The sequence below is a fragment of the Stenotrophomonas sp. S4 genome (genome assembly GCF_054187805.2).
The window spans coordinates 2,505,004-2,528,764 of sequence record NZ_CM196188.1 but is presented as its reverse complement, the minus strand read 5'-3'; the positions used below and the strand labels follow the sequence as shown (position 1 = coordinate 2,528,764).

21 protein-coding genes are annotated in these 23,761 nt (G+C 67.5%); 8 read left to right on the top strand and 13 right to left on the bottom strand.

Features of this window, described 5'->3' with window-relative positions:
• Positions 1 to 22: 22 nt before the first annotated feature.
• The gene (gene fdhD, locus ACUZUJ_RS11845) at positions 23 to 871 is read right to left on the bottom strand and encodes a formate dehydrogenase accessory sulfurtransferase FdhD (protein WP_049444984.1); all 849 of its coding nucleotides are present in this window, start codon (positions 869 to 871) and stop codon (positions 23 to 25) included.
• A gap of 244 nt (positions 872 to 1,115) precedes the next feature.
• On the opposite strand from fdhD, the gene ACUZUJ_RS11840 reads away from it, so the two are divergent.
• The 3 genes from ACUZUJ_RS11840 (at position 1,116) to ACUZUJ_RS11830 (ending at position 4,418) form a co-directional block, all read left to right on the top strand.
• Complete coding sequence (locus ACUZUJ_RS11840) at positions 1,116 to 3,401, top strand: FdhF/YdeP family oxidoreductase (protein ID WP_510468042.1); 2,286 nt, start codon at positions 1,116 to 1,118, stop codon at positions 3,399 to 3,401.
• A gap of 25 nt (positions 3,402 to 3,426) precedes the next feature.
• Positions 3,427 to 3,762: a hypothetical protein gene (locus ACUZUJ_RS11835; protein ID WP_080347520.1), complete on the top strand. Its 336-nt coding sequence runs from the start codon at positions 3,427 to 3,429 to the stop codon at positions 3,760 to 3,762.
• 116 nt (positions 3,763 to 3,878) lie between these two features.
• Positions 3,879 to 4,418 carry a DUF411 domain-containing protein gene (locus ACUZUJ_RS11830; RefSeq protein ID WP_101765557.1) on the top strand — a complete coding sequence of 180 codons (540 nt, stop codon included), beginning with the start codon at positions 3,879 to 3,881 and terminating at the stop codon, positions 4,416 to 4,418.
• A 113-nt stretch (positions 4,419 to 4,531) separates the two neighbouring features.
• Here the strand turns inward: ACUZUJ_RS11830 and blaL1 are convergent, their stop codons facing one another.
• A complete protein-coding gene (gene blaL1 / locus ACUZUJ_RS11825; RefSeq protein ID WP_101765556.1) occupies positions 4,532 to 5,404 on the bottom strand; it encodes a L1 family subclass B3 metallo-beta-lactamase in 873 nt (290 codons plus the stop codon).
• A 268-nt stretch (positions 5,405 to 5,672) separates the two neighbouring features.
• Between blaL1 and ACUZUJ_RS11820 the strand changes: the two genes are divergently transcribed.
• Entirely contained in the window at positions 5,673 to 7,346 is a 1,674-nt protein-coding gene (locus ACUZUJ_RS11820) for an amidohydrolase (protein WP_458220047.1), read from the top strand.
• Between the two features lie 54 nt (positions 7,347 to 7,400).
• Here the strand turns inward: ACUZUJ_RS11820 and ACUZUJ_RS11815 are convergent, their stop codons facing one another.
• The 3 genes from ACUZUJ_RS11815 to ACUZUJ_RS11805 all read right to left on the bottom strand — a co-directional run bounded on the left by ACUZUJ_RS11815 (position 7,401) and on the right by ACUZUJ_RS11805 (position 11,265).
• Positions 7,401 to 9,827, bottom strand: a complete 2,427-nt coding sequence (locus ACUZUJ_RS11815) for a TonB-dependent receptor (RefSeq protein WP_458220046.1) — start codon at positions 9,825 to 9,827, stop codon at positions 7,401 to 7,403.
• Between the two features lie 71 nt (positions 9,828 to 9,898).
• Complete coding sequence (locus ACUZUJ_RS11810; RefSeq protein WP_119006331.1) at positions 9,899 to 10,744, bottom strand: FecR family protein; 846 nt, start codon at positions 10,742 to 10,744, stop codon at positions 9,899 to 9,901.
• The gene (locus tag ACUZUJ_RS11805) at positions 10,741 to 11,265 is read right to left on the bottom strand and encodes an RNA polymerase sigma factor (RefSeq protein WP_119006330.1); all 525 of its coding nucleotides are present in this window, start codon (positions 11,263 to 11,265) and stop codon (positions 10,741 to 10,743) included. The genes ACUZUJ_RS11810 and ACUZUJ_RS11805 overlap by 4 nt, the downstream gene beginning before the upstream one ends.
• Positions 11,266 to 11,469: 204 nt before the next feature.
• Here ACUZUJ_RS11805 and ACUZUJ_RS11800 point away from each other — a divergent pair, with 204 nt between their 5' ends.
• Complete coding sequence (locus tag ACUZUJ_RS11800) at positions 11,470 to 11,736, top strand: hypothetical protein (RefSeq protein ID WP_014037340.1); 267 nt, start codon at positions 11,470 to 11,472, stop codon at positions 11,734 to 11,736.
• Positions 11,737 to 11,745: 9 nt separating this feature from the next.
• Positions 11,746 to 12,924 carry a low temperature requirement protein A gene (locus ACUZUJ_RS11795; RefSeq protein WP_119006329.1) on the top strand — a complete coding sequence of 393 codons (1,179 nt, stop codon included), beginning with the start codon at positions 11,746 to 11,748 and terminating at the stop codon, positions 12,922 to 12,924.
• Here ACUZUJ_RS11795 and ACUZUJ_RS11790 read toward each other — a convergent pair.
• From ACUZUJ_RS11790 to ACUZUJ_RS11775, 4 genes are read right to left on the bottom strand one after another with little or no spacing between them, the layout of a single operon-like run.
• Positions 12,921 to 14,342 (bottom strand): coiled-coil domain-containing protein, encoded by a 1,422-nt coding sequence (locus ACUZUJ_RS11790; protein WP_458220045.1) that lies wholly within the window; start codon positions 14,340 to 14,342, stop codon positions 12,921 to 12,923. The two genes, ACUZUJ_RS11795 and ACUZUJ_RS11790, sit on opposite strands and share 4 nt — an antisense overlap.
• 16 nt (positions 14,343 to 14,358) lie before the next feature.
• Positions 14,359 to 15,846 carry a DUF6384 family protein gene (locus tag ACUZUJ_RS11785; RefSeq protein WP_101765550.1) on the bottom strand — a complete coding sequence of 496 codons (1,488 nt, stop codon included), beginning with the start codon at positions 15,844 to 15,846 and terminating at the stop codon, positions 14,359 to 14,361.
• A 13-nt stretch (positions 15,847 to 15,859) separates the two neighbouring features.
• Positions 15,860 to 16,585 (bottom strand): hypothetical protein, encoded by a 726-nt coding sequence (locus ACUZUJ_RS11780; RefSeq protein WP_458220044.1) that lies wholly within the window; start codon positions 16,583 to 16,585, stop codon positions 15,860 to 15,862.
• Between the two features lie 18 nt (positions 16,586 to 16,603).
• On the bottom strand, positions 16,604 to 17,056 hold the full coding sequence (locus ACUZUJ_RS11775) for a hypothetical protein (RefSeq protein ID WP_458220043.1): 453 nt from the start codon (positions 17,054 to 17,056) through the stop codon (positions 16,604 to 16,606).
• 301 nt (positions 17,057 to 17,357) lie between these two features.
• On the opposite strand from ACUZUJ_RS11775, the gene ACUZUJ_RS11770 reads away from it, so the two are divergent.
• Positions 17,358 to 17,792 carry an EamA family transporter gene (locus tag ACUZUJ_RS11770; RefSeq protein ID WP_049445505.1) on the top strand — a complete coding sequence of 145 codons (435 nt, stop codon included), beginning with the start codon at positions 17,358 to 17,360 and terminating at the stop codon, positions 17,790 to 17,792.
• Positions 17,793 to 17,823: 31 nt separating this feature from the next.
• The gene (locus tag ACUZUJ_RS11765) at positions 17,824 to 18,216 is read left to right on the top strand and encodes a DUF3224 domain-containing protein (RefSeq protein ID WP_458220042.1); all 393 of its coding nucleotides are present in this window, start codon (positions 17,824 to 17,826) and stop codon (positions 18,214 to 18,216) included.
• Between the two features lie 18 nt (positions 18,217 to 18,234).
• Here ACUZUJ_RS11765 and ACUZUJ_RS11760 read toward each other — a convergent pair whose 3' ends face one another.
• From ACUZUJ_RS11760 to mgtA, 4 genes are all read right to left on the bottom strand, one after another.
• Positions 18,235 to 18,876: a response regulator transcription factor gene (locus ACUZUJ_RS11760; RefSeq protein WP_101765548.1), complete on the bottom strand. Its 642-nt coding sequence runs from the start codon at positions 18,874 to 18,876 to the stop codon at positions 18,235 to 18,237.
• On the bottom strand, positions 18,869 to 19,924 hold the full coding sequence (locus ACUZUJ_RS11755; protein ID WP_119006326.1) for a sensor histidine kinase: 1,056 nt from the start codon (positions 19,922 to 19,924) through the stop codon (positions 18,869 to 18,871). The genes ACUZUJ_RS11760 and ACUZUJ_RS11755 overlap by 8 nt, the downstream gene beginning before the upstream one ends.
• A 254-nt stretch (positions 19,925 to 20,178) precedes the next feature.
• Positions 20,179 to 20,916 (bottom strand): MgtC/SapB family protein, encoded by a 738-nt coding sequence (locus ACUZUJ_RS11750; RefSeq protein WP_458220041.1) that lies wholly within the window; start codon positions 20,914 to 20,916, stop codon positions 20,179 to 20,181.
• A 31-nt stretch (positions 20,917 to 20,947) separates the two neighbouring features.
• A complete protein-coding gene (gene mgtA, locus ACUZUJ_RS11745) occupies positions 20,948 to 23,707 on the bottom strand; it encodes a magnesium-translocating P-type ATPase (protein ID WP_049445011.1) in 2,760 nt (919 codons plus the stop codon).
• Positions 23,708 to 23,761 lie beyond the last annotated feature (54 nt).

The following is a 23,761-nucleotide window of genomic DNA, read 5'->3' as shown; positions in this document are numbered from 1 at the left end:
GGCGCCTTGCTCCCGGCCGTTCTCAGCTGTCGTGGCTGTCGTCCGGCCGAAGCCGTTCGGGATGGGTATACACATTGAACCCGCTCTCCCGCGCGAACCCGACCAGGCACAGGCCGGCGCTGCGGGCCAGGTCGATCGCCAGCGCGGTCGGCGCCGACACCGCAGCCAGCACGCTGGCGCCGGCGCGCACCGCCTTGCTGACCATTTCGTAGCTGGCGCGGCTGGAGATCACCAGCAGGCCGCCGTCGATGGCGTGCTCGTTGTGATGCAGTGCGCCGATCAGCTTGTCCAGCGCATTGTGGCGACCGACGTCCTCGCGCACCCAGCCGATCCGGCCGCTGGCATCGGCCCAGGCCGCGGCATGGGTCGAACCGCTCACCGCATTCATCGGCTGGTGCTGCGCCAAGGTGGCCAACGCCCGCTGCAGGGCGGCGGGCGGGTAACTGCGCCGCTCGCGGATCTGCGGCAACGGGCGCAGCACTTCTTCCAGCTGGCGCGTACCACACAGGCCACAGCCACCACGACCGGGCAGCAGGCGCCCATTGGCCGGGTCCAGGTCGGCGCCGGGCGCCTCGTCGGCCACGGTCATCTGTAGTTCGATGCCTTCCAGCTGCGGGCGGACGTCGATCGACAGCAGCTGTGCCGGGGTGTCGATCAGCCCTTCGCTGAGCGAAAACCCGAGTGCGAAATCTTCCAGGTCACACGGGGTGGCCATCATCACCGCGAAGGCAGCGCCGTTGTAGCGCAGCGCCACCGGCACCTCTTCGGCCACCACGTCGACCTGCTGCTGGTGCCCCTCGTTGCGCCAGCGCTGCAACGGGCGTTGCGCGGTGCCGGCAGGCGGGGTATGCGGCGGGATCGAATCAGGCATGCAACGCGTCCGGACAAGGGAGAAACGCGGGCGGGCCACCGCCTGCGGTTTCGAGAATAGCGCAGTGGTCGCTCGCAGACGCGGCTGTAACCGTTGCCATGGCAGGGTGTGCTGAAAACAGCCTGTCCCCTCTGGCGAAGCGCCGTGGGCCGTGCTTGACTGAGCGGCTGGTCGTGCTACTGAATGTACCGCCGGACCGCATTGTGCCGTTCGTTGCTGCGTTCCTCCCGCCAGGTTCCCGAACATGTCCGAGCAGAAGCCGCCGCGTTACAAGCCCTACAACCAGCCCGCCGGTGGCTGGGGTGCCGCCGGCGCGACCGCCAAGGTGCTGCTGCAGCAGAGCGTGATCGGCAAGGGGTCGAAGGCGTTGCTGGCGATGAACCAGCCCGGCGGCTTCAAGTGCCCGAGCTGCGCGTTCCCTGATGCTGACGAACGAAAGAAGCTGGAGTTCTGTGAGAACGGCGCCAAGGCGCTGGCCTGGGAAGCCACCCAGTTCCGCGCCGGTCGTGAGCTGTTCGCCCAGCACACCGTCACCGAACTGATGGCGCAGACCGATTACTGGCTGGAGATGCAGGGCCGGCTGACCGAGCCGATGCGCTACGACGCGGCGACCGACCATTACGTGCCGTGCAGCTGGGACGAGGCCTTCGCGCTGATCGGCCGCCACCTGCAGGCGCTGGACAGCCCGCACCAGGCCGAGTTCTACACCTCCGGGCGCACGCCCAACGAAGCCGCGTTCCTGTATTCGATCTTCGTGCGCGAGTTCGGCACCAACAATTTCCCGGACTGCTCGAACATGTGCCACGAGCCGACCAGTCGCGGCCTGCCGCCGGCCATCGGGGTGGGCAAGGGCACCATAGTGCTGCAGGATTTCGAGCATGCCGAGGCGATCTTCGTGATCGGCCAGAACACCGGCACCAATTCGCCGCGGATGATGAGCAACCTGGTCGAGGCGCGCAAACGCGGCATCCCGATCGTGGCGGTCAATCCGATGCCCGAGCGCGCGCTGATCCGTTTCGCCGAACCGCAGGACGTGGTGCAGATGGCCACGTTCGGTTCGACCGAGATCACCAGTGAGTTCGTGCACATCCGCATCGGCGGCGACCTGGCCCTGATCAAGGGCATGATGAAGGTGATGTTCGAGCGCGAAGCGCAGGGCGAGCGCGTGCTCGACCACGACTTCCTGGCCGAACACACCGTGGGCCTGGAGGCGCTGCGCGAGGACGTGCTGGCGCAGGACTGGGACCAGATCGTGCAGGTGTCCGGCATTTCGCAGGCGCAGATCCGCCGGTGCGCGGAGATCTACATCCGTTCCAAGGCCACCGTGATCTGCTACGGCATGGGCCTGACCCAGCACCAGTACGGCTCGCGCCTGCTGCAGCAGGTGGCCAACCTGCTGATGCTGCGCGGCAACTTCGGCAAGCCCGGCGCTGGCATCGGTCCGATCCGTGGGCATTCCAATGTGCAGGGCGACCGCACCGTCGGCATCGACGAGAAGCCCAAACCGGCCTACCTGGACCGCGTGCAGCAGGTGTTCGGCTTCGATCCGCCGCGCGAGCACGGCCATCACGTGGTCGAGTCGATCGAAGCGATGCTGGATGGCAGTGCCAAGGTGTTCATCGGCCTCGGCGGCAACTTCATCCATGCGGTGCCCGACACGCCGCGCGCGTACGAGGCGATGCGCGGCCTGGAGCTGACGGTCGGCATCGCCACCAAGCTCAACCGCGGCCATCTGGTGCACGGCCGCGATGCGCTGATCCTGCCGGTGGTGGCGCGCTCGGAGCGCATCATTACGCCGGCCGGCGAGCAGTTCGTCACCATCGAAGACGCGATGTCGAACGTCACCGCCTCGCGCGGTGTGCTGGAACCGGTCAGTGCGGAGGTATTGCCCGAGGTCGAAATCGTCTGCCGCATGGCGATGGCCACGCTGCCGCACAGCAGGGTCGACTGGGCCGGGTGCATGCATGACTACACACCCATCCGCGAACTGATCGCTGCCGTGTACCCGGAGATCTACACCGGCTTCAACGAGCGCATCCAGCAGCCGCACGGCTTCCATCTGGACATTCCACCGCGTCGCCGCGTGTGGCCTACGCCGAACGGCAAGGCCAACATCCTGGTGATGTCCGGTCTGGACGTGGACGATCCGGTGCACGACCCGGACATGCTGCGGCTGGCCACGGTGCGCTCGCACGATCAGTACAACACCACCATCTACAGCTACAACGACCGCTATCGCGGCGTGTACAACGATCGTATGGTGCTGTTCATGAACATCGAGGACCGGCTGGCGCGCGGGCTGGAGAAGGAAGCGCTGGTCAGCCTGGAGACGATCAGTGGCGATGGCGTGCAGCGGCGCATCGAGGGCCTGACCGTACTGGACTACCCGATGCCGCGCGGCGCGCTGGCCGGCTACTACCCCGAACTGAACCCGTTGTTGCCGCTGGGCTACTACAACCGGATCAGCGGCACGCCCGCGGCCAAGTCGATCCCGGTGCGGATGAGTGCAATGGCGGCGGCGATTGCGTGACACGCGCATCGGCTATCATCAACGGGTGAACCTGCCTGGCCTGCTGCTGCGATGGATGTTGCTTGTTGCCCTGGTGCTGAACGCACCGGCGCTGGCGCTTGCCTCATCGCCGTACACCATGGCCGCCGATGCGGATCACTGCGCCGCACCGCAATCCGCTGCCATGCCCGGATGCTGCGACGAGGCGGCATCAACGGTCTGCCAGAGTGGTGAGTGCGAATGCCCCCCGGCCTGTCTCGGCATGCTGGCCTCTCTGAGCGGAATGCCGGCGTCGCCCTGGCGTGAGGCGCCTTTGCCAGCCAGCGCCCAGCAACGCGCATCGCCGCCAATGCCGGACCCGTTGCGGCCGCCCATCGGTTGATTCCCTGCAGGCCTCAAGCGCCTGCCGTAGTTGCTCGTCTTACTTACGACCTTGTCTGCGCCTTCGATGCGCGGGCAGCGGGCCGCATTGCCCGCATCTGCAAAGGAATCAACACCATGAACCGTTCTCTCTCCCTCGGCCTGCTGCTGGGCACCGTGCTGGCCACCACCGCCTGCGCGCGTGCTGCTGAAGAATCGCCTGCTGCGCCGGTCGCCAGCGAAGCCCCGGCGGCACCGATCAAGGCCAGCCCGTCGCAGGCGGACCCGGCGCTGCCGATCGCCATCGTGCACAAGACCGCCAGCTGTGGCTGCTGCGGCATCTGGGTCGACCACCTGAAGGCCGAAGGCTTCCAGGTGGATGTGCGCGATACCGATGACATGAACCCGGTCAAGGTTCGTCTGGGCGTGCCGGTCGGCAAGGCGTCCTGCCATACCGCCGAGATCGGCGGCTATGTGGTCGAAGGCCATATCCCGGCCGAAGACATCAAGCGCCTGCTGGCCGAAAGCCCGGCCGCGCGCGGGCTGGTGCTGCCCGGCATGCCGGCCGGCTCGCCGGGCATGGAAATGCCGGATGGCTACGTGCAGCCGTATACCGTTGAGCTGGTGCGCACCGATGGCAGCACCGAGCCGTTCGCCCAGCACGGCCAGGGCGGCTGACAGGCCGTGGGTGCCGGTCGTCCTGACCGGCACCCTTCGGTGCGCCCCATGTAGAGCCGAGCCTACGCTCGGCTTGCTCTCTGTAGCGTCGAGCATGGCTCGACGCTACAGAATCAGCGGGCCCCGGCGATTTCCTTGGCCAGCTGTGCGTCGAACTTCTGTTCGGCCGCATCCGCGTAGGCCTTGCAGGTCAGTGCCTTGGCACCGGCCTTGGCACCCGCGGCGTAGTCCCAATTGCTGGCGCCCGGGTGCGGGGTCAGCAACAGGTCGCAGGGAAGGCCGCGCACCGTGGTGAAGCTGCGTCGGTAGTCCTCGACCAGGCGTGGATAGCGGGCGTTCTCCTGCAGCTTGTAACCCGGTGCACTCAGGCTGTCGGCATAGGCGATGCGCACCGGCTTGCCATCGCGGGTATCGGCCCAGGTCCAGGCGGTGCTGCCGGGGGTGTGCCCCGGCATGAAGTGCGCGGTGAACGCGATGCCGCCCACTGTCACCACCTCGCCATCCATGATGATGCGGTCGGTGCTGGCCGGTGGAAAGGTGATGCCGTCGCCAAAGTGCAGGTCGTTGCTGCCGCCGCGCGCCAGCAGCACCGCTGATTCGGCGTTGGCCGCCACCTTCGCACCGGTACGGCGCTTCAGTTCCGCCACCGGGCCTGCATGGTCGGCATGCGCGTGGCTGAGCAGGATCAGCCGCAGATCCTGAGGCGTCACGCCGCGCGCCTTCATGTTGTCCAGCAGGTGGCTGGCCATCTGCGGCATGCCGCCGTCGAGCAGCACCGCGCCGTCGGCGGTCTGCACCAGTAGCGCGGTCAGGTCCTGCGTGCCGATCTGCCACGTGTGGTCGGCGATCTGCAGCGGCGCCATCGGCTGCAGCCACGAGGCGTCCACGGTGTAGGCCCGTAGCTGCGGCAGGGGTGCTTCGGCAGCGCTGGCGTGGGTGATCGGAAGTACTGCGGCGAGCATGAGGGCGAGCATGTGCGGGCGCATGTGAAAGGGGTATCGGGAAGGTGGGTCGAGGCTAGCACGGTGCTTTCCGATGCCGTTTCGATCATTCCTCATGCCTGCCATGAGCCCGGGTTGCGGGTGCCGGAATACTGGCGCGACAACTGCCGTGAAAGGGCGATGCAGTTCGCAACGTGTTCGCATTGCACGGGGTAGCCTGCAGCGACCACAAGGAAGGAGCAGGCGCATGTGCATTGTGTGCAATCCAGGGGCCGCAGCATTCCTGCAGGCACGTCGCGAGTTTCTGGGCGGGATGGTCGGGTTGGGGGCGGCGGTGCTGGCCGGGGCGGCCGTACCGCTGGCGGCGTTCTCCGCTACGCCTGCGCCGAACCTGGCAGGGCCGGCGGATCGGATTTTCCATGGCGGTCCGATCCATACGCTCGGGCCCAAGGGCAAGGTGCAGGCGGTCGCGGTTCGCCAGGGGCGGATCCTGGCCACGGGCAGCCACGAGGAAGTCATGCTGCATCGGGGGCGCCAGACCGATGTGGTCGACCTGCGCGGCAGGGCGCTGCTGCCAGGCTTCATCGACCCGCATATGCACTCGGCGATGGCGATGCTGTCCGACTGGGTGGACGTGACACCGTTCAGTACCGGCACGCTGGCCGAGGCGCTGTCGAAGATCGGTGCTGCAGCGAGTGCGAGCAAGCCCGGCGAATGGGTGGTCGCGCAGGGTATCGACCCCTCGCTGATGCCCGGCAAGGCCATCACGATGCAGGCGCTGGACGATGTGGCGGCCCATAATCCGGTGTTCGTGCTGGAGTCCAATGGGCACATCGCCTACAGCAATACGAAAGGATTCGCTGCAGCCGGTGTCACCGATGCAACGCCCGATCCCGACCAGGGGCGCTACGATCGAGCGGACGGGAAGCTCACGGGGCGCATGCAGGAATCTCCTGCGATGAAACCGTTCATGGCGGCAATGCCGATGCCCAGCCCGGAACGCTATGCCGAGCTGATCCAGCAGTTGTTCGCGGACGCGACCAAGGCGGGCTGCACCAGCCTGCATGACGCAGGTATTGGCACCGGCGGCACGACGGACCTGGACGTGCTCAATGGAGTGATGGCGAAGAATCCTCCCATCCGCTACTCGGGATTCCTCACCTCCGATCTGATGGACGACTGGATCAAGCGCGGCCTCAGGCCCGGCGATGGCAATGATCGATTCCGCCTGACCGGTATCAAGTTCTGGTCCGATGGCTCCAACCAGGCGCAGACGGGCTATCAGCGCGAGAATTATCTGGGTTCGGACAAGCGAGGCGCATTGAACTACACCGAAGCCGAGTTGATAGCCGGGGTGCAGCGCGCGCACGACCTCGGTTGGCAGGTGGGAATCCATGCGAATGGTGATGCGGCAATCGACACCACGCTGAACGTCTATCAGGCGGTGCTTGCAAAGACCCCGCGCGCCGATCATCGCCATCGCATCGAGCACTGCAGCGTGCTGCATCCTGAGCAGATCGTCCGCCTGGGCTATCTGAAGGTTTCGCCTTCGTTCCTGATCGGGCACGTGTACTACTGGGGGAAAGCCTTCCGGGACAACATCCTCGGCCCGCAGCGCGCTGATCTCTACGATCCCTGCCGGTCGGCGCTGGCGGGCGGTCTGCGCATTTCGCTGCACTCCGATTTCAACGTCACCACCATCGAACCGTTGCGCTACATCGACAACGCGGTGAACCGGCGCATGCGTGATGGCGGCGAAGTGTTGAACCCGGAAGAGTGCATCAGTGTCGAGCAGGCGCTGCGCGCAGTGACCATCGATGCGGCATGGCAGTGCCGGGTGGACGACATCGTCGGCAGCCTGGAGCACGGCAAATACGCTGACATGGTCATCCTCGACCGCGATCCGCTCACGATCGATCCGGCGAGGATCATCGACCTGAAGGTGATGGAAACCTGGCTGCAGGGTGAGCGGCGCTACGCCGCCTGATCCGGGGCGTGTGGCCTGGGCCCGGGGCAACATCGCCCCGGGCCCCGTGCAGGTTCAGTACCGGTACTGCCACCCCAGCGTCAGCACCCGGCCGCGCCCGGAGAAGTAGCTCGGGTTCGACGGCGTGGTCTGCGAGTAGTAGCTGATGTACTGCTTGTTGGCGAGGTTCTGCACGCCCAGCGTGAAGGCGTGTTTGTCCAGCGCATAGCGCGCGACCAGGTCTACGGTGGTGTAGCCCTTGAACTCGGCCACGCGTGCCCCCTGCAGGTCGAAGTCGCGGTCGAAGGCATGGCTGGCCTGCAGGCGGGTGCTCAGCTGCGGCGTCCAGTTCTGTTCCCAGAACGCGGTCAGTCGGTTCGGTGCGATGTTGACGCCGGCCAGGTCGCTGTCCAGCTGGCCATCGACGTTGGCATCGTAGCGGCCGTTGGCGCGCGCATAGCCCAGGCCAAGGCGACTCCCGCCCAGCCGCAGCCGCAGGTTGCTCTCGAAACCCTCCACGCGGGTGGCCTGGCGCTGCACGTTGTAGGCATCGATGCCTGCGTCGTAGACCAGCACCGAGCCGAGCTTCGATTCAGAGGTGTAGTACGCGATATCGCCGCTGAAGCGTCCATCGTCGTACTCCAGGCCGATCTCGCGGTTGTCCGACACCACCGGTGACAGGTCCACCAGGCTTTCCACGCGCTGGCCGTCCCGGTTGATCGCGCGCAGCACACGGCCGACATCGGCCACGGTGTAACCCTCCGAGTACGAGGCATAGGCATTGAGGCGATCGTTGATGTACCAGACCGCGCCGAAGTTGGGCAGGGTCTCGCTCATGGTCGGCTTGCCGCCGGCCACCTTGCGCGCGCCATAGCGGGGCAGGGTGGTGTAGTCGCCTACTTCCAGTTCGCCCTTTTCGTAGCGCAGGCCGCCGGACAGCATCAGGTGGTCGGTCGGCCACCAGTGCAGCTGCAGCAGCGGCGACAGGCTCTGGTAGGTGGTCAATGGCACCCAGTTCATGCCGCTGGCCAGCAGGACCTGGTGGGTGCGGTCACGCAGGCCGTCCAGGCCCAGGGTCACGTCCAGCGTGGTGCCGGCGATGCGGCTCCAGCTCTGGGTGAGCTTGAAGCCACGCTTGTCCGATTCGTTCTGGGTCTGGTCCCAGGCGGCATTGGCGCCGGTGTTGCCCCACGGGTCCCACTGGCTGGCGCCGTAACGGCCTTCGAAGTCCACCGCGAAGGCCTGGGCCTGGAAGCGGCCACCCAACAGATCGGCGGCGCTGTAGTCCATGGTCAGCGAGCGCGAGCGGTTCATCGGCGGGTCCAGAGGGGTATCGCCGGGCACCGAAAGTGTCGGGCGACCGGTGCGGTAGTCACCGTTCACCGCCAGGTAGTTGTCCAGCCCGCGTAGCTCGTAGCGATTGGCCATCAGCTGCAGGCGGTGGCCCTCGGCAATGTTCCAGCCGAGCTTGGCGAACACGTTCGACGAGGTCGAATCCATCAGTTCGCCCTGCGCGTTGGTGCCGATCGAGCGCCCCTCGCCGTCATGGAACAGGCCCTGGCGCTCGTAGGCCAGGCCGGCCACCAGGTCGAACTGCTCGCCACGCATGCCCACCAGTGCCGACGCGCGCTGGCCGTTGTCGTCGTGGCGGCGGGGCAGCGCGCTGCTGTAGCTGAGGTTGGTGTCGAACAGGAACGCCCCGGGTTCGCTGGGCGCACTGCGGGTGATGATGTTGACGATGCCGCCGGTACCGCCGATGCCCTGCAGGGCGTTGGCACCGTGGATGACTTCGATGCGTTCGATCATCGCCGCATCGATGGTGTGCGAGTCACGCGAGCCATCGCGCAGCGGTGTGGACTGCGGCACGCCGTCCACCATGTACAGGATGCCGCGGCCGCGCATGGTTTCGCCGTAGTTGGACATCTTCTCGCGGGCAGGCGCAAACGCCGGGATCTGTGACGAGAGTACGCGCGAGACATCCGAGCCCAGCGCCAGCTGCTGGGCGATGTCCTCGCGGGTCAGCACGGTGATGGTGTTGGGCATGGCGGTCTCGCCCTGCGGCATGCGTGCGGTGGACGCCGATACCGTGACGCGGGCCAGTGAGGTGGCTGCGGCCTGCGGCGCGGGGCGCGCAGGCGGGGTGGCCTTGGCCGGCGCCGGTGCAGTGGCCGCCACGCTCAGCACGAAGACGCCCGGCGAGAGTTCCTGCAGTGCCAGGCCCTGGCCGGCCAGCAGGCGCTGCAGCGCCTCGTGTGGGGTGTAGCGGCCGTCCAGTGCCGGTGCATTGCGCCCGCCTACGCTTTCCGCGGCGAACAGCAGCTGGATGCCACTCTGCCGGGCCAGCGCGTTGAGCGAGGCCTGCAGGGAGCCTGCGGGCAGGTGGAATTCCACGGCGGCCGGTGTCGATGTCTGAGCGGCGGCGGGCAGTGCCGCACACAGGCAGGCGGCAAGCAGGGTGGGGGCCAACCGGCGCAGTGCGGCAGGCGGAACGGGGCGGGTCATGTGGAGGTCCTTCGGAGGGGTTCAGACACCTGCCGGATGGGAGGGCGCGCAACCCACCCTTGCAACGGCGATCAATCGCGGGCGCGCAGGTGCAGGCTGCCGTCGGCGGCGGTCCGCAGCTGCACCGGCAGGATGTCCGGCAGCAGTGCCACGGCGGTCTCGGCGCGATCGGCATCGAACACGCCCGAGACCAGCAGCGGGCCCAGCGCCGGGTCATCCAGCACGATCGGGCGGTCGTGGTAGCGCTGCAGGATGCGCAGCACCTCCGACAGCGGCAGCCGATCGAACTGCAGCCGCCCGTGGGTCCAGTCGGCCCGGTCCGGGCTGACCGCTTCGGGGGGCGACAGCGATCCTGCCTGGGCCAGCAGGCGCTGGCCCGGCTTCAGCCGTTGCTCGGCCTCGCTGCCGTCGACGCGCACGCCCACCTCGCCGCGCCATAGGGTCACCTCGCTCAGATCACCCTGGCGGTCCACGTCGAACACGGTGCCGTAGTTGCGCACATGCACCGGACCGGCATCGACCTGGAAGCGGCGCCAGGCCGAGTGCTGCACCTCGAAGCGCGCCTGGCCGCGCACCAGCAGCACCTGCCGCGAGCGCAGGTGGCGGCGCACCTGCAGGCGGGTGCCTGCATCGAGCAGCACCTGGCTGCCGTCGGGCAGGGTGACGTTGCGGCGTTCGCCGACGGCGGTCTGGTAATCGCGTATCTGCCAGGCCGGGTCGGCCGCCAGCAGGGTGCCGGCGGCCACCAGCAGCAACGCCAGCGCGGCCTTGGTGGGGCCAGCACTACGCCGGCGCTGCAGTGCTTCAGGGCCCGGCATCGGGAAGCGCTGCTTCAAGGCGTCGCGGTGCTGCTCCAGTACCTGCTCGGTGGAGGTGGATGGCGGTGGCGGTTCGGAAGGGGCGGGCGTGCGGCTCATTGCAGCCCCGCGTGAAGGCGGCAGTTGGCCATTGCCAGGCGCAGGTGGCGTTCCACCGCCTTCAGGCCGATGCCCATGCGCTGGGCGACCTCCGCCTGTGGCAGCTCGTGGATCTTGTGCAGGATGAAAACCTGCTGGCGCCGGCAGGGCATCCGCTCGATGGTGATGCTCAAGTGCTCAAGCGCGTGCATGCCCTGCGCCTGCTGCTCGGGCCCGGGGCGCGGGCAGGCGCCCTCGGGCAGTTCGGCGCGCGGCTCGACCCAGTGCCGGCGCAGGTCTTCGGCGCGGCAGCGGTCCACCGCCGCGTCGTGGGCGATCCGGCGCAGCAGCGCGATCGGTTGCCGTGCGTCGTGCACGGGCGGTCGCTCCAGCAGGCGTACGCAGACATCGTGGACCACTTCGCGGGCCAGCCCGGGCGAGCGGAAGCGGCGACGCAGGTAATCCACCAGTTCCTCGTAGTGGCGCACCAGCGAAGACACCAGCGGCAGCGCAGGCGGGTGGGGTGAAGGCAGCTGGGACATCCGGACCGGCAGCAAGGACGAAGGGCGGGCGCAGGGCGGGCATCCCCGCGCGATGACGCAATACTAATGGGAACCGTTCGCGTTTGCTATGCGGAGCCGGCGACGCCGATTGTTCGTGGCGGCTGGAAAGTGAAACCACGATCATCGGCTGGAGCGCAGAATCGGCCCGGGCTAGCCTGCCTGGGGATTCAAGGAGATCGACGGATGCATGTGATTCTGGTGATCACCGCAGGCGTGCTGCTGCTGGGGGTGTTCCTGCTGTTCGGCCATCTCTGGAGCGTGGGCACCTCGCAGCTGCCCACGGCGCTGATCGCATTCATCGCCACCTGGCTGCTGGTGGCCGTGGCCAACATGTGGGTGGGGGTCAGCAAGGCCGGTTATGCAGTGCGCGAGGAGCTGCCGATCCTGCTGCTGGTATTCGCCGTGCCGGCGCTGCTGGCCGGCTTCCTGTACTGGCGCCTGGCGCGCTGAAGGAGTTCCATGAGTACCCGACTACGCCTGCCCGCGCTGCGCCACCGTGATGGCCATCATGCCCGCGTGACCTACGAAGAACTGTTCTTCGACCTAGTCTACGTGTTCGCGGTCACCCAGCTCAGCCATCACCTGCTGCACCACCTGGACCTGGCCGGCGTGCTGCAGACGCTGGTGCTGTGGTTCGCGGTCTGGCTCGGCTGGCAGTACGCCTGCTGGGTCAGCAACTGGTTCGACCCTCAGGCGCCGCGCATCCGTGGCCTGTTGTTCGCGACCATGCTGCTGGCGCTGTTGATGTCCTCGTCCATTCCCGAGGCATTCGCCGATCGCGCATGGATGTTCGCCGGCGCCTACGCCACGATGCAGGTAGGGCGAACCGCGTTCGTGCTGCTGGAGGTCGGCCGCAACCATCCGTTGGCGCCGAATTTCCGCCGCATGCTGGCCTGGGTCAGCGTCGCGGCCTGCTTCTGGCTGGCCGGCGCCGCAGCCGAAGGCAACCTGCGGCTGGCACTGTGGGCGGTGGCGGTGGCCTGCGAGTACATCTCGCCGATGTTCGGATTTGCGTTCCCGGGCATGGGGCGTTCGCACACCCGCGACTGGACCATCGAGGGCGGTCACCTGGCCGAACGTTGCCAGCTGTTCGTGATCGTCGCGCTGGGCGAGACGTTGCTGGCCACCGGGGGCGTGCTCAGCGAAGTCGAGCACTGGAGCCTGCAGGTGGTATCCGCGGTCCTTGCCACCTTCGCTGGCACGATTGCCATGTGGTGGCTGTACTTCGGCATCTCCAGCCGTGATGCCACCGAGGCCATCACCCACGCCGAAGACCCCGGACGGATGGGCGCCAACTTCCATTACGTGCATGCACTGCTGATCGCCGGCATCATCGCCACGGCAGTGGGCAACGATCTGGTCATGGACCACCCGGCGGCGGCCGTCACCACGGTATACGCCACCGTGATGGTGGCGGGACCGCTGATCTATCTGCTGGGCAGCGCCCTGTACAAGCGCGTGGTCTATGGGCACGCGCCGCGCTCGCATCTGCTGGGCGCCGCCGCGCTGCTGGTGCTGGGCCTGGCGTTGCCATGGATACACCTGCTGGCCGCCGGATGGCTGACCAGCCTGGTGCTGCTGGGCGTTGGACTGCTGGACACGCGGCTGAAGCGGCGCACCCGGCAGGTGCAGGGCTAGAACCCGCCGCCGGTCTTGAAGCCACCACCACCGCTGATGCCGCCGCCGCTGTGGAAGCTGCTGCCGCTGGAACTGGAGCTTGAACTCGAGCTGGAACTGGAACTTGAAGGAGAGCTTGAACTGCTGGATCCACCCGCAAGCAGGTCGAACAGGCTGCCAGAGGAGCGGGTGGTGCTTCGGCTGCTGGTGGTGCTGAAGAAGGACGCGGCGACGGTGGCCGGGGCGGCGGCCCGGTAGCTCGGTGCCTCGTACGCCTGGCGCTCGATATCCGCAGCGGCCTGGTAGCTCCTGCGCGCAGCCTGCAGGCTGTCCAGGCGCTTCTTCAGCACGGCCATTTCGCGGGTGTGCTCGCCCACCATGCCATCGATCTCGCCCAGGCGAAGGCGACTGCGATGGATACGTTCGAGCACGGCATCGTCCTCGCCGGAGGCGGTGGCGGCGACGCGCCGGTACAGGTCGTCCATGCTCTTGGCCGACAGCGTGCGCGCCAGCGCGGTGAGTAGGGCGCCGCCTTCGGCATCGGTCCAGCTGCGGAAACCATCGATCTGTGCCTGCTTGGCATCCACGGTCTGCCGATGCAGCTGCTCGGCCAACAGCGCCTGCGCCACTGCGCTCTGTGCCGTCTGCAACTGCTGGCGCAGCGGGTCGCCGCCGGCATGGGCGAGTGCGGCGTCGCGGGCCTGCTGCACCGGCTGGCGGGCCGCCTCGACGTCGGCACGGGCCCGTCCGGCATGTTCCTGCAGATAGGGCGGAAGCTCGACCAGCGTGGCGTACTCGCGGCGGGCACGGTCGAAGCCGCACAGCTCGGCCAGCCAGCCATCGACGGTGCGCACCAGCGGCCAGCCGCGATAGGCCGCGCTGCCGAAGCTGCGACGGTGCAGGTACATGAAGATCGGGTCGGCCTGATAGGCGCCGGCCTTGGCGTCATGCTCCGACTGCGCAGAGGCGGCCATGCGCTCCACTGTGTCGGCGCGCGCCTCGGCCAGCTGCAGGTCGTCCTGCAGCACCCTGTAGGTGGGTTCCGCTTCCAGCGTGGTGTCCACCTGCTTCTGCAGGGCCTGCCACTGGCCGCCGGCGGCGTCGCGTGTGGCAACGGCCTCCTGCGAGCGCTGCTGCAGTGACTGTTCGATGTCCAGCAGCGCCTGCAGCTCGTCGGCCAGCACCGCCGCTTTGCGATCGCGGCGCTGCAGGTCGGCGCTGGACTGTTGCAGCAGGTCCCTGGCCACCACCGGCGGCGAATCAGTGGCCGCCTCGGCCTGCAGGCGGGCCAGTGCATTGAAGTCCTCGCGGACCCGGCCGTGCAGCGCTTCCTGTTCCTTGATCAGTTCCCGGCACTGGTCGCCACGCGTGGCCAGTTGTGCCTGCACCTGGCCGATATCGGTTTCGACATCGGCAATCGCGTCGTTCAGATCTCTCATGTCAGTTCCTTACCCATCACCATTCGGTGATGTAGCCGCCGGTGGTGGGCATGCGGAAACGCGGCGACAGGCTGCCGCGCGGCTTGCTGCCGATCTGGTCGTCCTCGATGATGCCGTTGTCCTGCTTGTCCGCGGCAACCCGGTTGTAGGTTGCCTCCGGCACGCGCACGGCGAACAGCGAGGCCCATTCGTCCTTGCCGGTTTCCTCATTGCGGATCAGCAGTTCGGTGGCCTTGCCGGCCTCGTCCAGTGCTTCGGTCACCAGGTAGTAATTGCGGCCACCGTTGGCCTTTTCGTTGTAGCGCCAGACGCCGGTGCGCTCATCGTCGCGGTTGACGATGCGGTAGACCAGGGTCTGCGACAGCAACGCCACCAGCTGGGCGACCTCGTCCATCGCCGGTCCGGCCTCGGCCAGTGTCTCGACGCGGATCAGCTGGGCGGCCTGGTCCAGCGCACGTTCCAGCCGTTTGCGGTCCTCGCCAGCAACGCCCGTGGCCAGGCCGTCGGCCTTGAGCTGGGCCAACCGTTCGTTGAGCGCGGCCAGTTTGTCGGCACTGCCGATCAGGTCCTTCAGGGTGGTCACCGCCTGGCCGGCTGCGGCCATGTCCCCGGCGCGAAGTGCGACGTCGCCGCCGGTGTAGGCGCGTGCCCGTACCTTCTCCGCGTCCGGAGTGAGGCGTGCTGCTTTTGCGGCCGCATTGGTGGTGTCCAGCAGTTCGCTGGCATCGATGGCCTGGCCGAGGGTGGTCACCCGCTCGGTCAGTGTGGGCAGGGTTTCCCTGGCCTGCGCCAGCAGCTGCGCGGCGGCCAGCCGGTGCTGTTCCACCTGGGCGGCTGCCTGTTCGCCGGTGGCGCTGCCGCCGCTGCTGATACGCGTGAGCTTGTCCTTGTGGATCAGGGTGGGCAGGTTCGCCATGGCGGCGGGCACGCCGGCAAAGCGCCGCTGTGCTTCGGCCAGCGCGGCCTGTGCGCCTTCGGTCAGTGGCTGCAGGCGCTCGCCGCTGGCCGTGGCACGTGGCAGCAGCCCCTGCAGGGCCTGTTCCTGCCCGGCCAGAAGGGCGCGCGCTGCGGCAGCCTCCTGTTGCTGCGCGGCCACCTTGTCGTTCAGCACCTGCACGTTCTTCTGCACGTTGCTCTCATGCACGAACGCACCGAAGCTGCGCGCCATCACCAGCAGCATGCCGAGCACCAGCAGCAGGAAGGCCGCCAGCAGCGTCCACTTCAACAGCCGGGCCCGATCGATCCAGCGCCGCGCCAGCCAGGCCTTCCAGCCACGCGGCGCGGCATAGAGGTAGCGCTGCTCACGCTGGGCCTGGATGCCGGCCTCGAGGATCTCGTCGGAGACCTCGATGCCCTGCGAGCGGTACAGCTCAAGCAGGCGCTGCTTCAGCGTCGCCCTGTCATGGCCGCTGTCGGCCAGCGCCTTCATTTCGGCATTGCGGTAGCGCAGCTGGTCGACCACATCCATGGTCAGCAGCGCATCCTGCAGCTCGGCAGGGGCCATCGTCGCACTCACCTCAGCGCGACTCCGGGCTCGGCGGTGCCTGCAGCAGCGCGGCGAAGCGCTGCTTGCCCTGTTCGACATACTCGGCGATCTCGGCCGAATCACGGGTGGCCTGGCCGCGCAGCTGCTCGATCTCCTGCAGCGATGTTTCCTGGAAGCGCACCACCGCATCGACCAGCTTGCGCACCGAATCGACGCCGATGGTGGCGCCGTAGCCTGCCTTCAGGCCCTCGTGCAGTACCTCATCACCGATGTTGGCCACCGCTTCCAGGCCCTTGGAGGTGCCCTCGGTCATCGCATTGAGCGCCTGCGTGGACTCGTGCAGGCCCATCTGCGTGGTGAAGGCCAGGTTCAAGGCGGTGAAGCTGGTTTCATTGGTGGAGAAGAACACCACCGAGCGCTCGTTGACGCGGCGCTTGACCTCGTGCGACTGGTGCACGCGCAGCATGATCGCCTCGGAGGTGGCGTAGTTCACCTGCAGGTTCTCGGCCAGGTCCTTGGCCAGCTGGTAGCGCGACTCCTCCGCCTGGTTGTTGCGCAGAGCTTCATCGCGGGCCATCACCAGGCGGCCGGTATCGGCGGCATCGGCGGCCGGGTCGGCCGACTCCACGCGCTGCTGCGCCTGCTTCAGCGCCTCGCGCGCATCGGCCAGCACCTGCTCCTGCAGCTTCAACAGCTCATGCGCCTGGATTTCGGCATCCTTGATCGACAGGCGGAAGTCGCCGTACATCTCCAGCACGCGCGATTCGCGCTGCAGCTACTCGGCCGAATCGCGGCTGACCTCCAGGAACGTACGGCGGATCTTCTCGAACCGGCTCGGGATGTCACCGCGGGTGACCTTCATCCACAGGTTCTGCAGGCGTTCGCCCATGTCGATCTTGCCGTCGCGCACCTGTTCGACCATGGTGCTGGCGTCGTCACGGATGCTGCCGAAGGCGCGGATGATCTCGGTATAGCGGTCGGACACCTTGGCCGAGCTGATTTCATCACGCATCACGGCATTGAAATGGCCGGACTGCTGCAGCACGCGGGCAATGGCCACCACGCGGCCCTGGTCGAGGGTGGACAGCTGCGAGACCAGCGCGATGGCCGGTGCGTTGTTGTCCTGGGGGGCGGCCAGGCCCAGGCTGCGCAGCGTGGCCATGGCGCGGTCGAGGTACTTGATCGGCGCGGTAGCGGCCGGCGTGGCAAGGAGAGTGTTCTCGGGCATTTCGACGGCTCCGGTCAGGACAAGCAATGAGAAACCTGCCGCGCCGAACGGGCAGGTTGCTGCGAAATGAAGGGGAAGGGGAGCGGCAGCCGAGTGCTGCACGGCAGGGCGGCCCGGTCGAGGGCGGCTGGCCCGGCAAGGGCGAGGATGATGTCCTGTTCACGCATGGTGCATTCCCTGCAGATCGCCCCCCTGGCGATTCCGTGCCCATTGTAGCGGCGGTGACGGGCAGGTGAAGCCCCACCGATGGCAGGGTGGAGTAGCGTTGGCGCACATGCCGGTGCAGGCAAGCGAGGCCTTCGTGCAGAACCTACCTCAGTGGTTGATCTGGGCTGGACTGTCTGCCGTGTTCGCGGCGCTGACCGCGCTGTTCGCCAAGGTGGGCGTCAAGGGTGTCGACTCGGACCTGGCCATGGCCATCCGCACCCTGGTGGTGGCGGCGGTGATCCTGCCGCTGGTGGTGGTCACCGGCAAATGGTCCAATCCGTTGCTGCTGCCCGGGCGCACCCAGCTGTTCCTGGTGCTTTCCGCGCTGGCCACTGGCGCGTCGTGGCTGTTCTACTTCCGCGCATTGCAGAGCGGCGAGCTGGCCAAGGTGGCGGTGGTGGACAAGTTCAGCGTGGTGCTGGTGATCGTGCTCGCCTATCTGTTGCTGGGCGAACGGCCGAGCCTGCGGGAGTGGAGCGGCATCGGCCTGGTGCTGGCCGGGGTGATCGTGCTGGCAACGAAGAAGTAGCAGCGTTCAACCGATCAGACGGGAGAGCAGGATGCAGGGCGAAGCACACGGTACGTTTGAAGTGGATCTGCGGCCGATCGGTGGCAACGACGGCCCGATCGCGGTGATGTCGATCAACAAGACCTTCGCCGGCGACCTGCGGGGCAGCAGCGTCGGCCAGATGCTGGCCTTCCGCACGCCGGTGCAGGGCTCGGCCGGCTACGTGGCGATTGGGCGCGTGACGGCCACGCTGGCCGGGCGCGAGGGTGCATTCACCCTGCAGCACAACGGCGTGATGACCCGCGGTGTTCCGGAGCTGAGCGTGATCGTGGTGCCCGATTCCGGCAGCGAAGGGCTGCTCGGCCTGACCGGCACTTTGGAGATCACCATCAGCGACGGTCGCCACGACTACCGGCTGCAGTACACGCTGCCTGACCCGGAGTAGGACTGGCCGGCGTTGCACTCAACTGCTGCCGGCCTGTAAGCGGTCATACATCCGCACCAAGTCGACCAGGGTGCGTGCGCCCATCTTGCGCATCACCTGCGCGCGGCGCACCTTCACGGTGATCTCGCTGACGCCCAGGTCGCCGGCGATCTGCTTGTTGAGACGGCCGCGCACCACGCCATCGACCACTTCGCGCTCGCCGGCATTGAGCGTGTTCCAGCGCTGCTGCAGGGCATCGAGTGCCTCGCCGTCGCGACGGCGCTGGCGGTCGATCTCGATGCCCTTGTGGATCGCATCCAGCAGCTCCTGGTCTCGGAACGGCTTGGTCAGGAACTCGATGGCACCGTCCTTGATCGCGTTGACGCCCATCGCGATGTCGCCGTGGCCGGTGATGAACACCACCGGCAGCTGCAGGCCGTGGCTGCCCATCGTGCGATGGAATTCGAGGCCACTCTGGCCGGGCATGCGCACGTCCAGCACCAGGCAGGCCGGTGCGTCTTCCAGTTCGTGTTCGAGGAACGCCTGGGTGGAGGCGAAGGCCCGTACCTGCAGGCCCATCGAGGCCAGCAGGTCTTCCAGCGCGGCGCGCACCGACGGATCGTCGTCGATCACGTAGACGATGGGGGCCGGGTCGGCAATAGGTGCAGCGGGCTTACGCATGGGGAGAATCCGTGGCGATGGGCAGGTCGAACACGAAGCAGGCACCGCCGCCTGCCGGTCGTTCGGCGCGGATCTGGCCGTCGTTGGCCTCGATCATCGAACGGCTCAGGCTGAGCCCAAGGCCCAGTCCGTGTGACTTGGTGGTCCAGAACGCATCGAACACCCGCTCGGGATGGTCGGCGGGCAGGCCGACGCCGCGGTCACGCACACTGAGACTGACCCGCTGGCCGTCACGCCGGGTCAGCAGCGACAGGCGCCGGTCGGCGGCGGGCACAGCTTCCATCGCGTCCACCGCGTTGAGGATCAGGTTGCCGATCACCTGCTGCACCTGCACGCGATCGGCCTGCACCGGCGGCAGGTCGGCGTCCAGCAGCAGCGCCACGGCCACGCCGTGCTGGTCCAGCTCGCTGCGCGACAATGCCAGCATTTCTTCCACCGCCTGGTTCAGATCGAAGGCGCGTCGTTCCGGTGCCGCGCCCTGGGTCAGGCCGCGGATACGAGCGATCACGTCGCCGGCGCGATGCGCATCGGCCAGGATGCGGGCCACGGTCTGCCGTGCCTTGTCCACGTTTGGTGGGTCCTGCGCCAGCCAGCGCTGGCAGGCTTCGGCGCTGCTGGCGATGGCCGCCAGCGGCTGGTTCACTTCATGCGCAATGGAGGTGGTCAGCTCGCCCACGGTGGAAGCGCGCGCCACCCGCAGCAGGCGGCCCTGCGCTTCCTGCACGGCGGCCTTGGCCGCTTCCATGTTCAGGGCAAGGTAGGTGGTGATGCCGATCACCAGCATGCCGATGACCGAGTTGACCAGGCCGATGCGGTAGGTGCCGAAGCGGGTCAGGAAGAAACTCAGCCCGGTCAGCGCGATGCAGGCGATGGCCAGCGTGATCAGCCCGCGCGCGCTCAGTATGCGCGATGCGGCGAGGATGACCGCTGCGTAGAAGCAGGCGGCGGCGACCGCGTAGTCGGTGACGGTGTCGATCAGGAAGATCGCCGCCATCACGACGATCAGGGCCAGCAGCACCAGGGGGCGACGGGGCGACAGCGATGGCATCGGAACGGCTCCCTGGCGTGGGGGGAAAGGATAGCAAAGCCGCCTTTGGTGGATGCCGGCACGCATCAACGCGATGCCCGGTAGTGCCGGCCGCTGGCCGGCAGCTGCAGGACTTCCCCGGAGATCATGAGGTTGCCAGCCAGCGGCCGGCATAACCGGGGTCTGTGCCGACCAAGGTCGGCACCCACCAAGGCGGTGCACGGTGTTGCCGGCGTCCATGAGGTTGCCGGCCAGCGGCCGGCACTACCGAGCCGCTATTCCTCAAGGCTGGCGTTCCAGAACCCCTGCAACACCCCGGGCGTGGTCGCCAGCGTTGCCAGCACCGCGTCAAGCTCACCGGCATCGACGGTGGTGGCATACAACACCGCTTCAATCTCCACGTCGCGCTCGCCGAACGGGCGCTGGTCCACCGCGCGTACCGGGTAGTGCGCCTGTTCCAGCAGCAGCAACAGCTGGTCCAGCACCTCGGCCTGCTGCTCGCGCTGGCAGACCACGTTGATCGCATAGGTCGCCTCGCTGAACGCCTCCGGCAGCGGCTGCCGCTGGATGCGGTTCACCACTGGCCGCAGCAGGGTGTTGGCGGCCAGCACGAACATCGCCGCCATCACCGCCTCCGGCAGCAGCTTGATGCCCGCACAGGCACCGACCGCCGCCGAGCCCCACAGGGTGGCGGCGGTGTTCAGGCCGGACACCTGCGCACCGTCCTTCATGATCGCGCCCGCGCCGAGGAAGCCGACGCCGGAGATCACATAGGCCACTACATGCAGCGGTGAGGGCGGGCCGCCATACAGGTCATGGAAGCGCACGGCCAGGTCCACGAACACCGCCGCACCGACCGCCACCAGCGTATTGGTACGCAGGCCGGCGGTGCGTTGGCGCAGCTGCCGTTCCAGGCCGATGGCCGTGCCCAGCACGAATGCCACCGACAGGCTGATCAGCGAGCTCAGGGTTGCGCCGGCGTTGAACGCCGGCAGGTTCGGATTGATGTCCATTGTGTTTCTCCCTGGACAAGGCGGCGGGCGCTTACTGCCAGCCGTAGCGACGGATGTAGAACTTCTTCAGTGCGGTGGTCAGCACCGCATAGCCGAACAGGATCGCCACCAGGAACGGCCAGTAGCCGGTCGGCAGGGCCTGCAGCTTGAAGTAGCCAGCCAGCGGGCTCATCGGCAGGGCCACGCCGATGGCCATGATCAGGCCGGTCATCACCAGCAGCGGCGGTGCGGCGATGCTCTGCAGGAACGGCACCTTCGGCGTACGGATCATGTGCACGATCAGGGTCTGGGTCAGCAGGCCCACCACGAACCAGCCGGACTGGAACAGGCCCTGGTCGGCCGGCGTGCGTGCATCGAACACGTACCACATCAAGGCGAAGCAGGTCAGGTCGAAGATCGAGCTGATCGGCCCGAAGAACACCATGAAGCGGCCGATGTCCGCCGGGTTCCACTTCAGCGGCTTGCGCACCAGCTCCTCGTCCACGTTGTCGAACGGAATGGCGATCTGCGAGATGTCATACAGCAGGTTCTGCACCAGCAACTGCAGCGGCAGCATCGGCAGGAACGGCAGGAAGGCCGAGGCCACCAGCACCGAGAACACGTTGCCGAAGTTGGAGCTGGCCGTCATGCGGATGTACTTCAGCATGTTGTTGAACGTGCGCCGGCCCTGGATGACGCCTTCCTCCAGCACCATCAGGTTCTTTTCCAGCAGGATGATGTCGGCGGCCTCCTTGGCGATGTCCACCGCGCTGTCCACGCTGATGCCGATGTCGGCCGCGCGCAGCGCCGGTGCATCGTTGATGCCGTCGCCGAGGAAGCCGACCACCTTGCCCTGTGCGCGCAGCTCGCGCACCAGCCGCTCCTTGTGCAGCGGCGTCAGCCGGGCGAACACGCGGTGGTGGTGCAGCGCCCGCGACAGCGCGCCGTCATCCATGCGCTCGATCTGCGGGCCGGTCAGGATGGTGTCCGCGTCCAGCCCCACCTGCGCGCAGATGCGGGCGGTCACCAGCTCGTTGTCGCCGGTGAAGACCTTCACTTCCACGCCATGCGCGGCCAGCGCCTGCAGCGCCTGCGCAGCCGACTCCTTCGGCGGGTCCAGGAAGGCCACGTAGCCGACCAGGGTCAACCCGCATTCGTCGGCCTGCGAGTAGGCGGTCTGGCTGGCCGCCGTCTCCTTCATCGCCACCGCCACCACGCGCAGGCCCTGTTCGTTCAGTTCCTCGGTGGTCTGCCGCACCCGCGCCAGGCGGCGCTCGTCCAGCGGCATGTCCTGGCCGTTCTCACGCACGGTGCTGCACACCGCCAGCATCTCTTCCACGGCGCCCTTGCAGATCAGCTCATGGTGATCCTCGCGCTCGGACACCACCACCGACATGCGGCGGCGCTCGAAGTCGAACGGGATCTCATCCACCTTGTGGTAGTCCTGCGACAGCCGCAGCGAACTCTGCAGCTCGACATGCTCCAGCACTGCGCGGTCAAGCAGATTGATCAGGCCGGTCTGGAAGTGGCTGTTGAGGTAGGCGAACTTCAGCACATCCTCCGAATCGTGACCGAACACATCGGTATGCCGCTCCAGCGCGATCTTGTCCTGGGTGAGGGTGCCGGTCTTGTCGGTGCACAGCACTTCCATGGCGCCGAAGTTCTGGATCGCATCCAGGCGCTTGACGATCACCTTGCGCCGCGACAGCAGCACCGCGCCCTTGGCCAGGGTGGAGGTGACGATCATCGGCAGCATTTCCGGGGTCAGGCCTACCGCCACGGACAGTGCAAACAGGAACGCCTCGGTCCAGTCGCCCTTGGTCCAGCCGTTGATCAGCAGCACGAACGGCACCATCACCAGCGCGAAGCGGATCAGCAGCCAGCTGACGCTGTTGACGCCGGCCTGGAACGCGGTGGGCGCGCGGTCGGTGGCAGTGCTGCGCTGGGCCAGGGTGCCGAAGTAGGTGCGGTTGCCGGTGGCCAGCACCACGGCGGTCGCGGTGCCGGACACCACGTTGGTGCCCATGAACAGCAGGTTGTGCTGCTCCAGCAGGCCGGCCAGGCCATCGCCGGGGTGCGCGAACTTCTCCACCGGCAGCGACTCGCCGGTCATCGCCGCCTGCGCCACGAACAGATCCTTGGCGGTCAGCACGCGGCAATCGGCCGGAATCATGTCGCCGGCCGACAGCACGATGTGGTCACCGGGCACCAGCTCGCGGATCGGCAGGTCCAGCAGGCGGGCCGGGCGACGGCTGTGCAGGTGCGCACCGAAGTACTGGTCGGCCACATCGGCGGCTTCGGTACCCGGATTGCGGCGCAGCACGCGTGCGGTATTGCCGACCAGTGCCTTCAGCCGCTCGGCGGCACGGTTGGAGCGGCCTTCCTGCACGAAGCGGATCAGCGTGGACAGCAGCACCATCGCGCCGATCACGATCGTGGCCTTGATGTCCTCGGTCAGCCAGGACACCGCCGCCAGTACGGTCAGCAGCAGGTTGAACGGGTTGCGGTAGCACTGCCACAGGTGCCGCCACCACGGCAGCGGCTTTTCATGATCGACCTCGTTGGGGCCGAGCGTGGCCAGCCGCTCCTCGGCCTCATGCGGGCTGAGGCCATCGGCATGCGATTCCAGCGTGGCCAGCAGCTGGGCTTCATCCTGCTGGGCAAGGGTGACCAGGCCGGTGGTGAGCGCGAACGGCGCGGCCTCGGCGCTGCCCGGGCCGAAGCCGGCTTCGGGCATCGCGCGGCGGCGGAACAGGTTGCCTGCGCGACGGCTGCGCAGGAAGGCGTTGAACCAGGCGTTGAGCAGGCTCATGGGACTCTCCTCGAATGTCAGAGCCGGCCGGGGCCGGAACACGAACGGAACGGA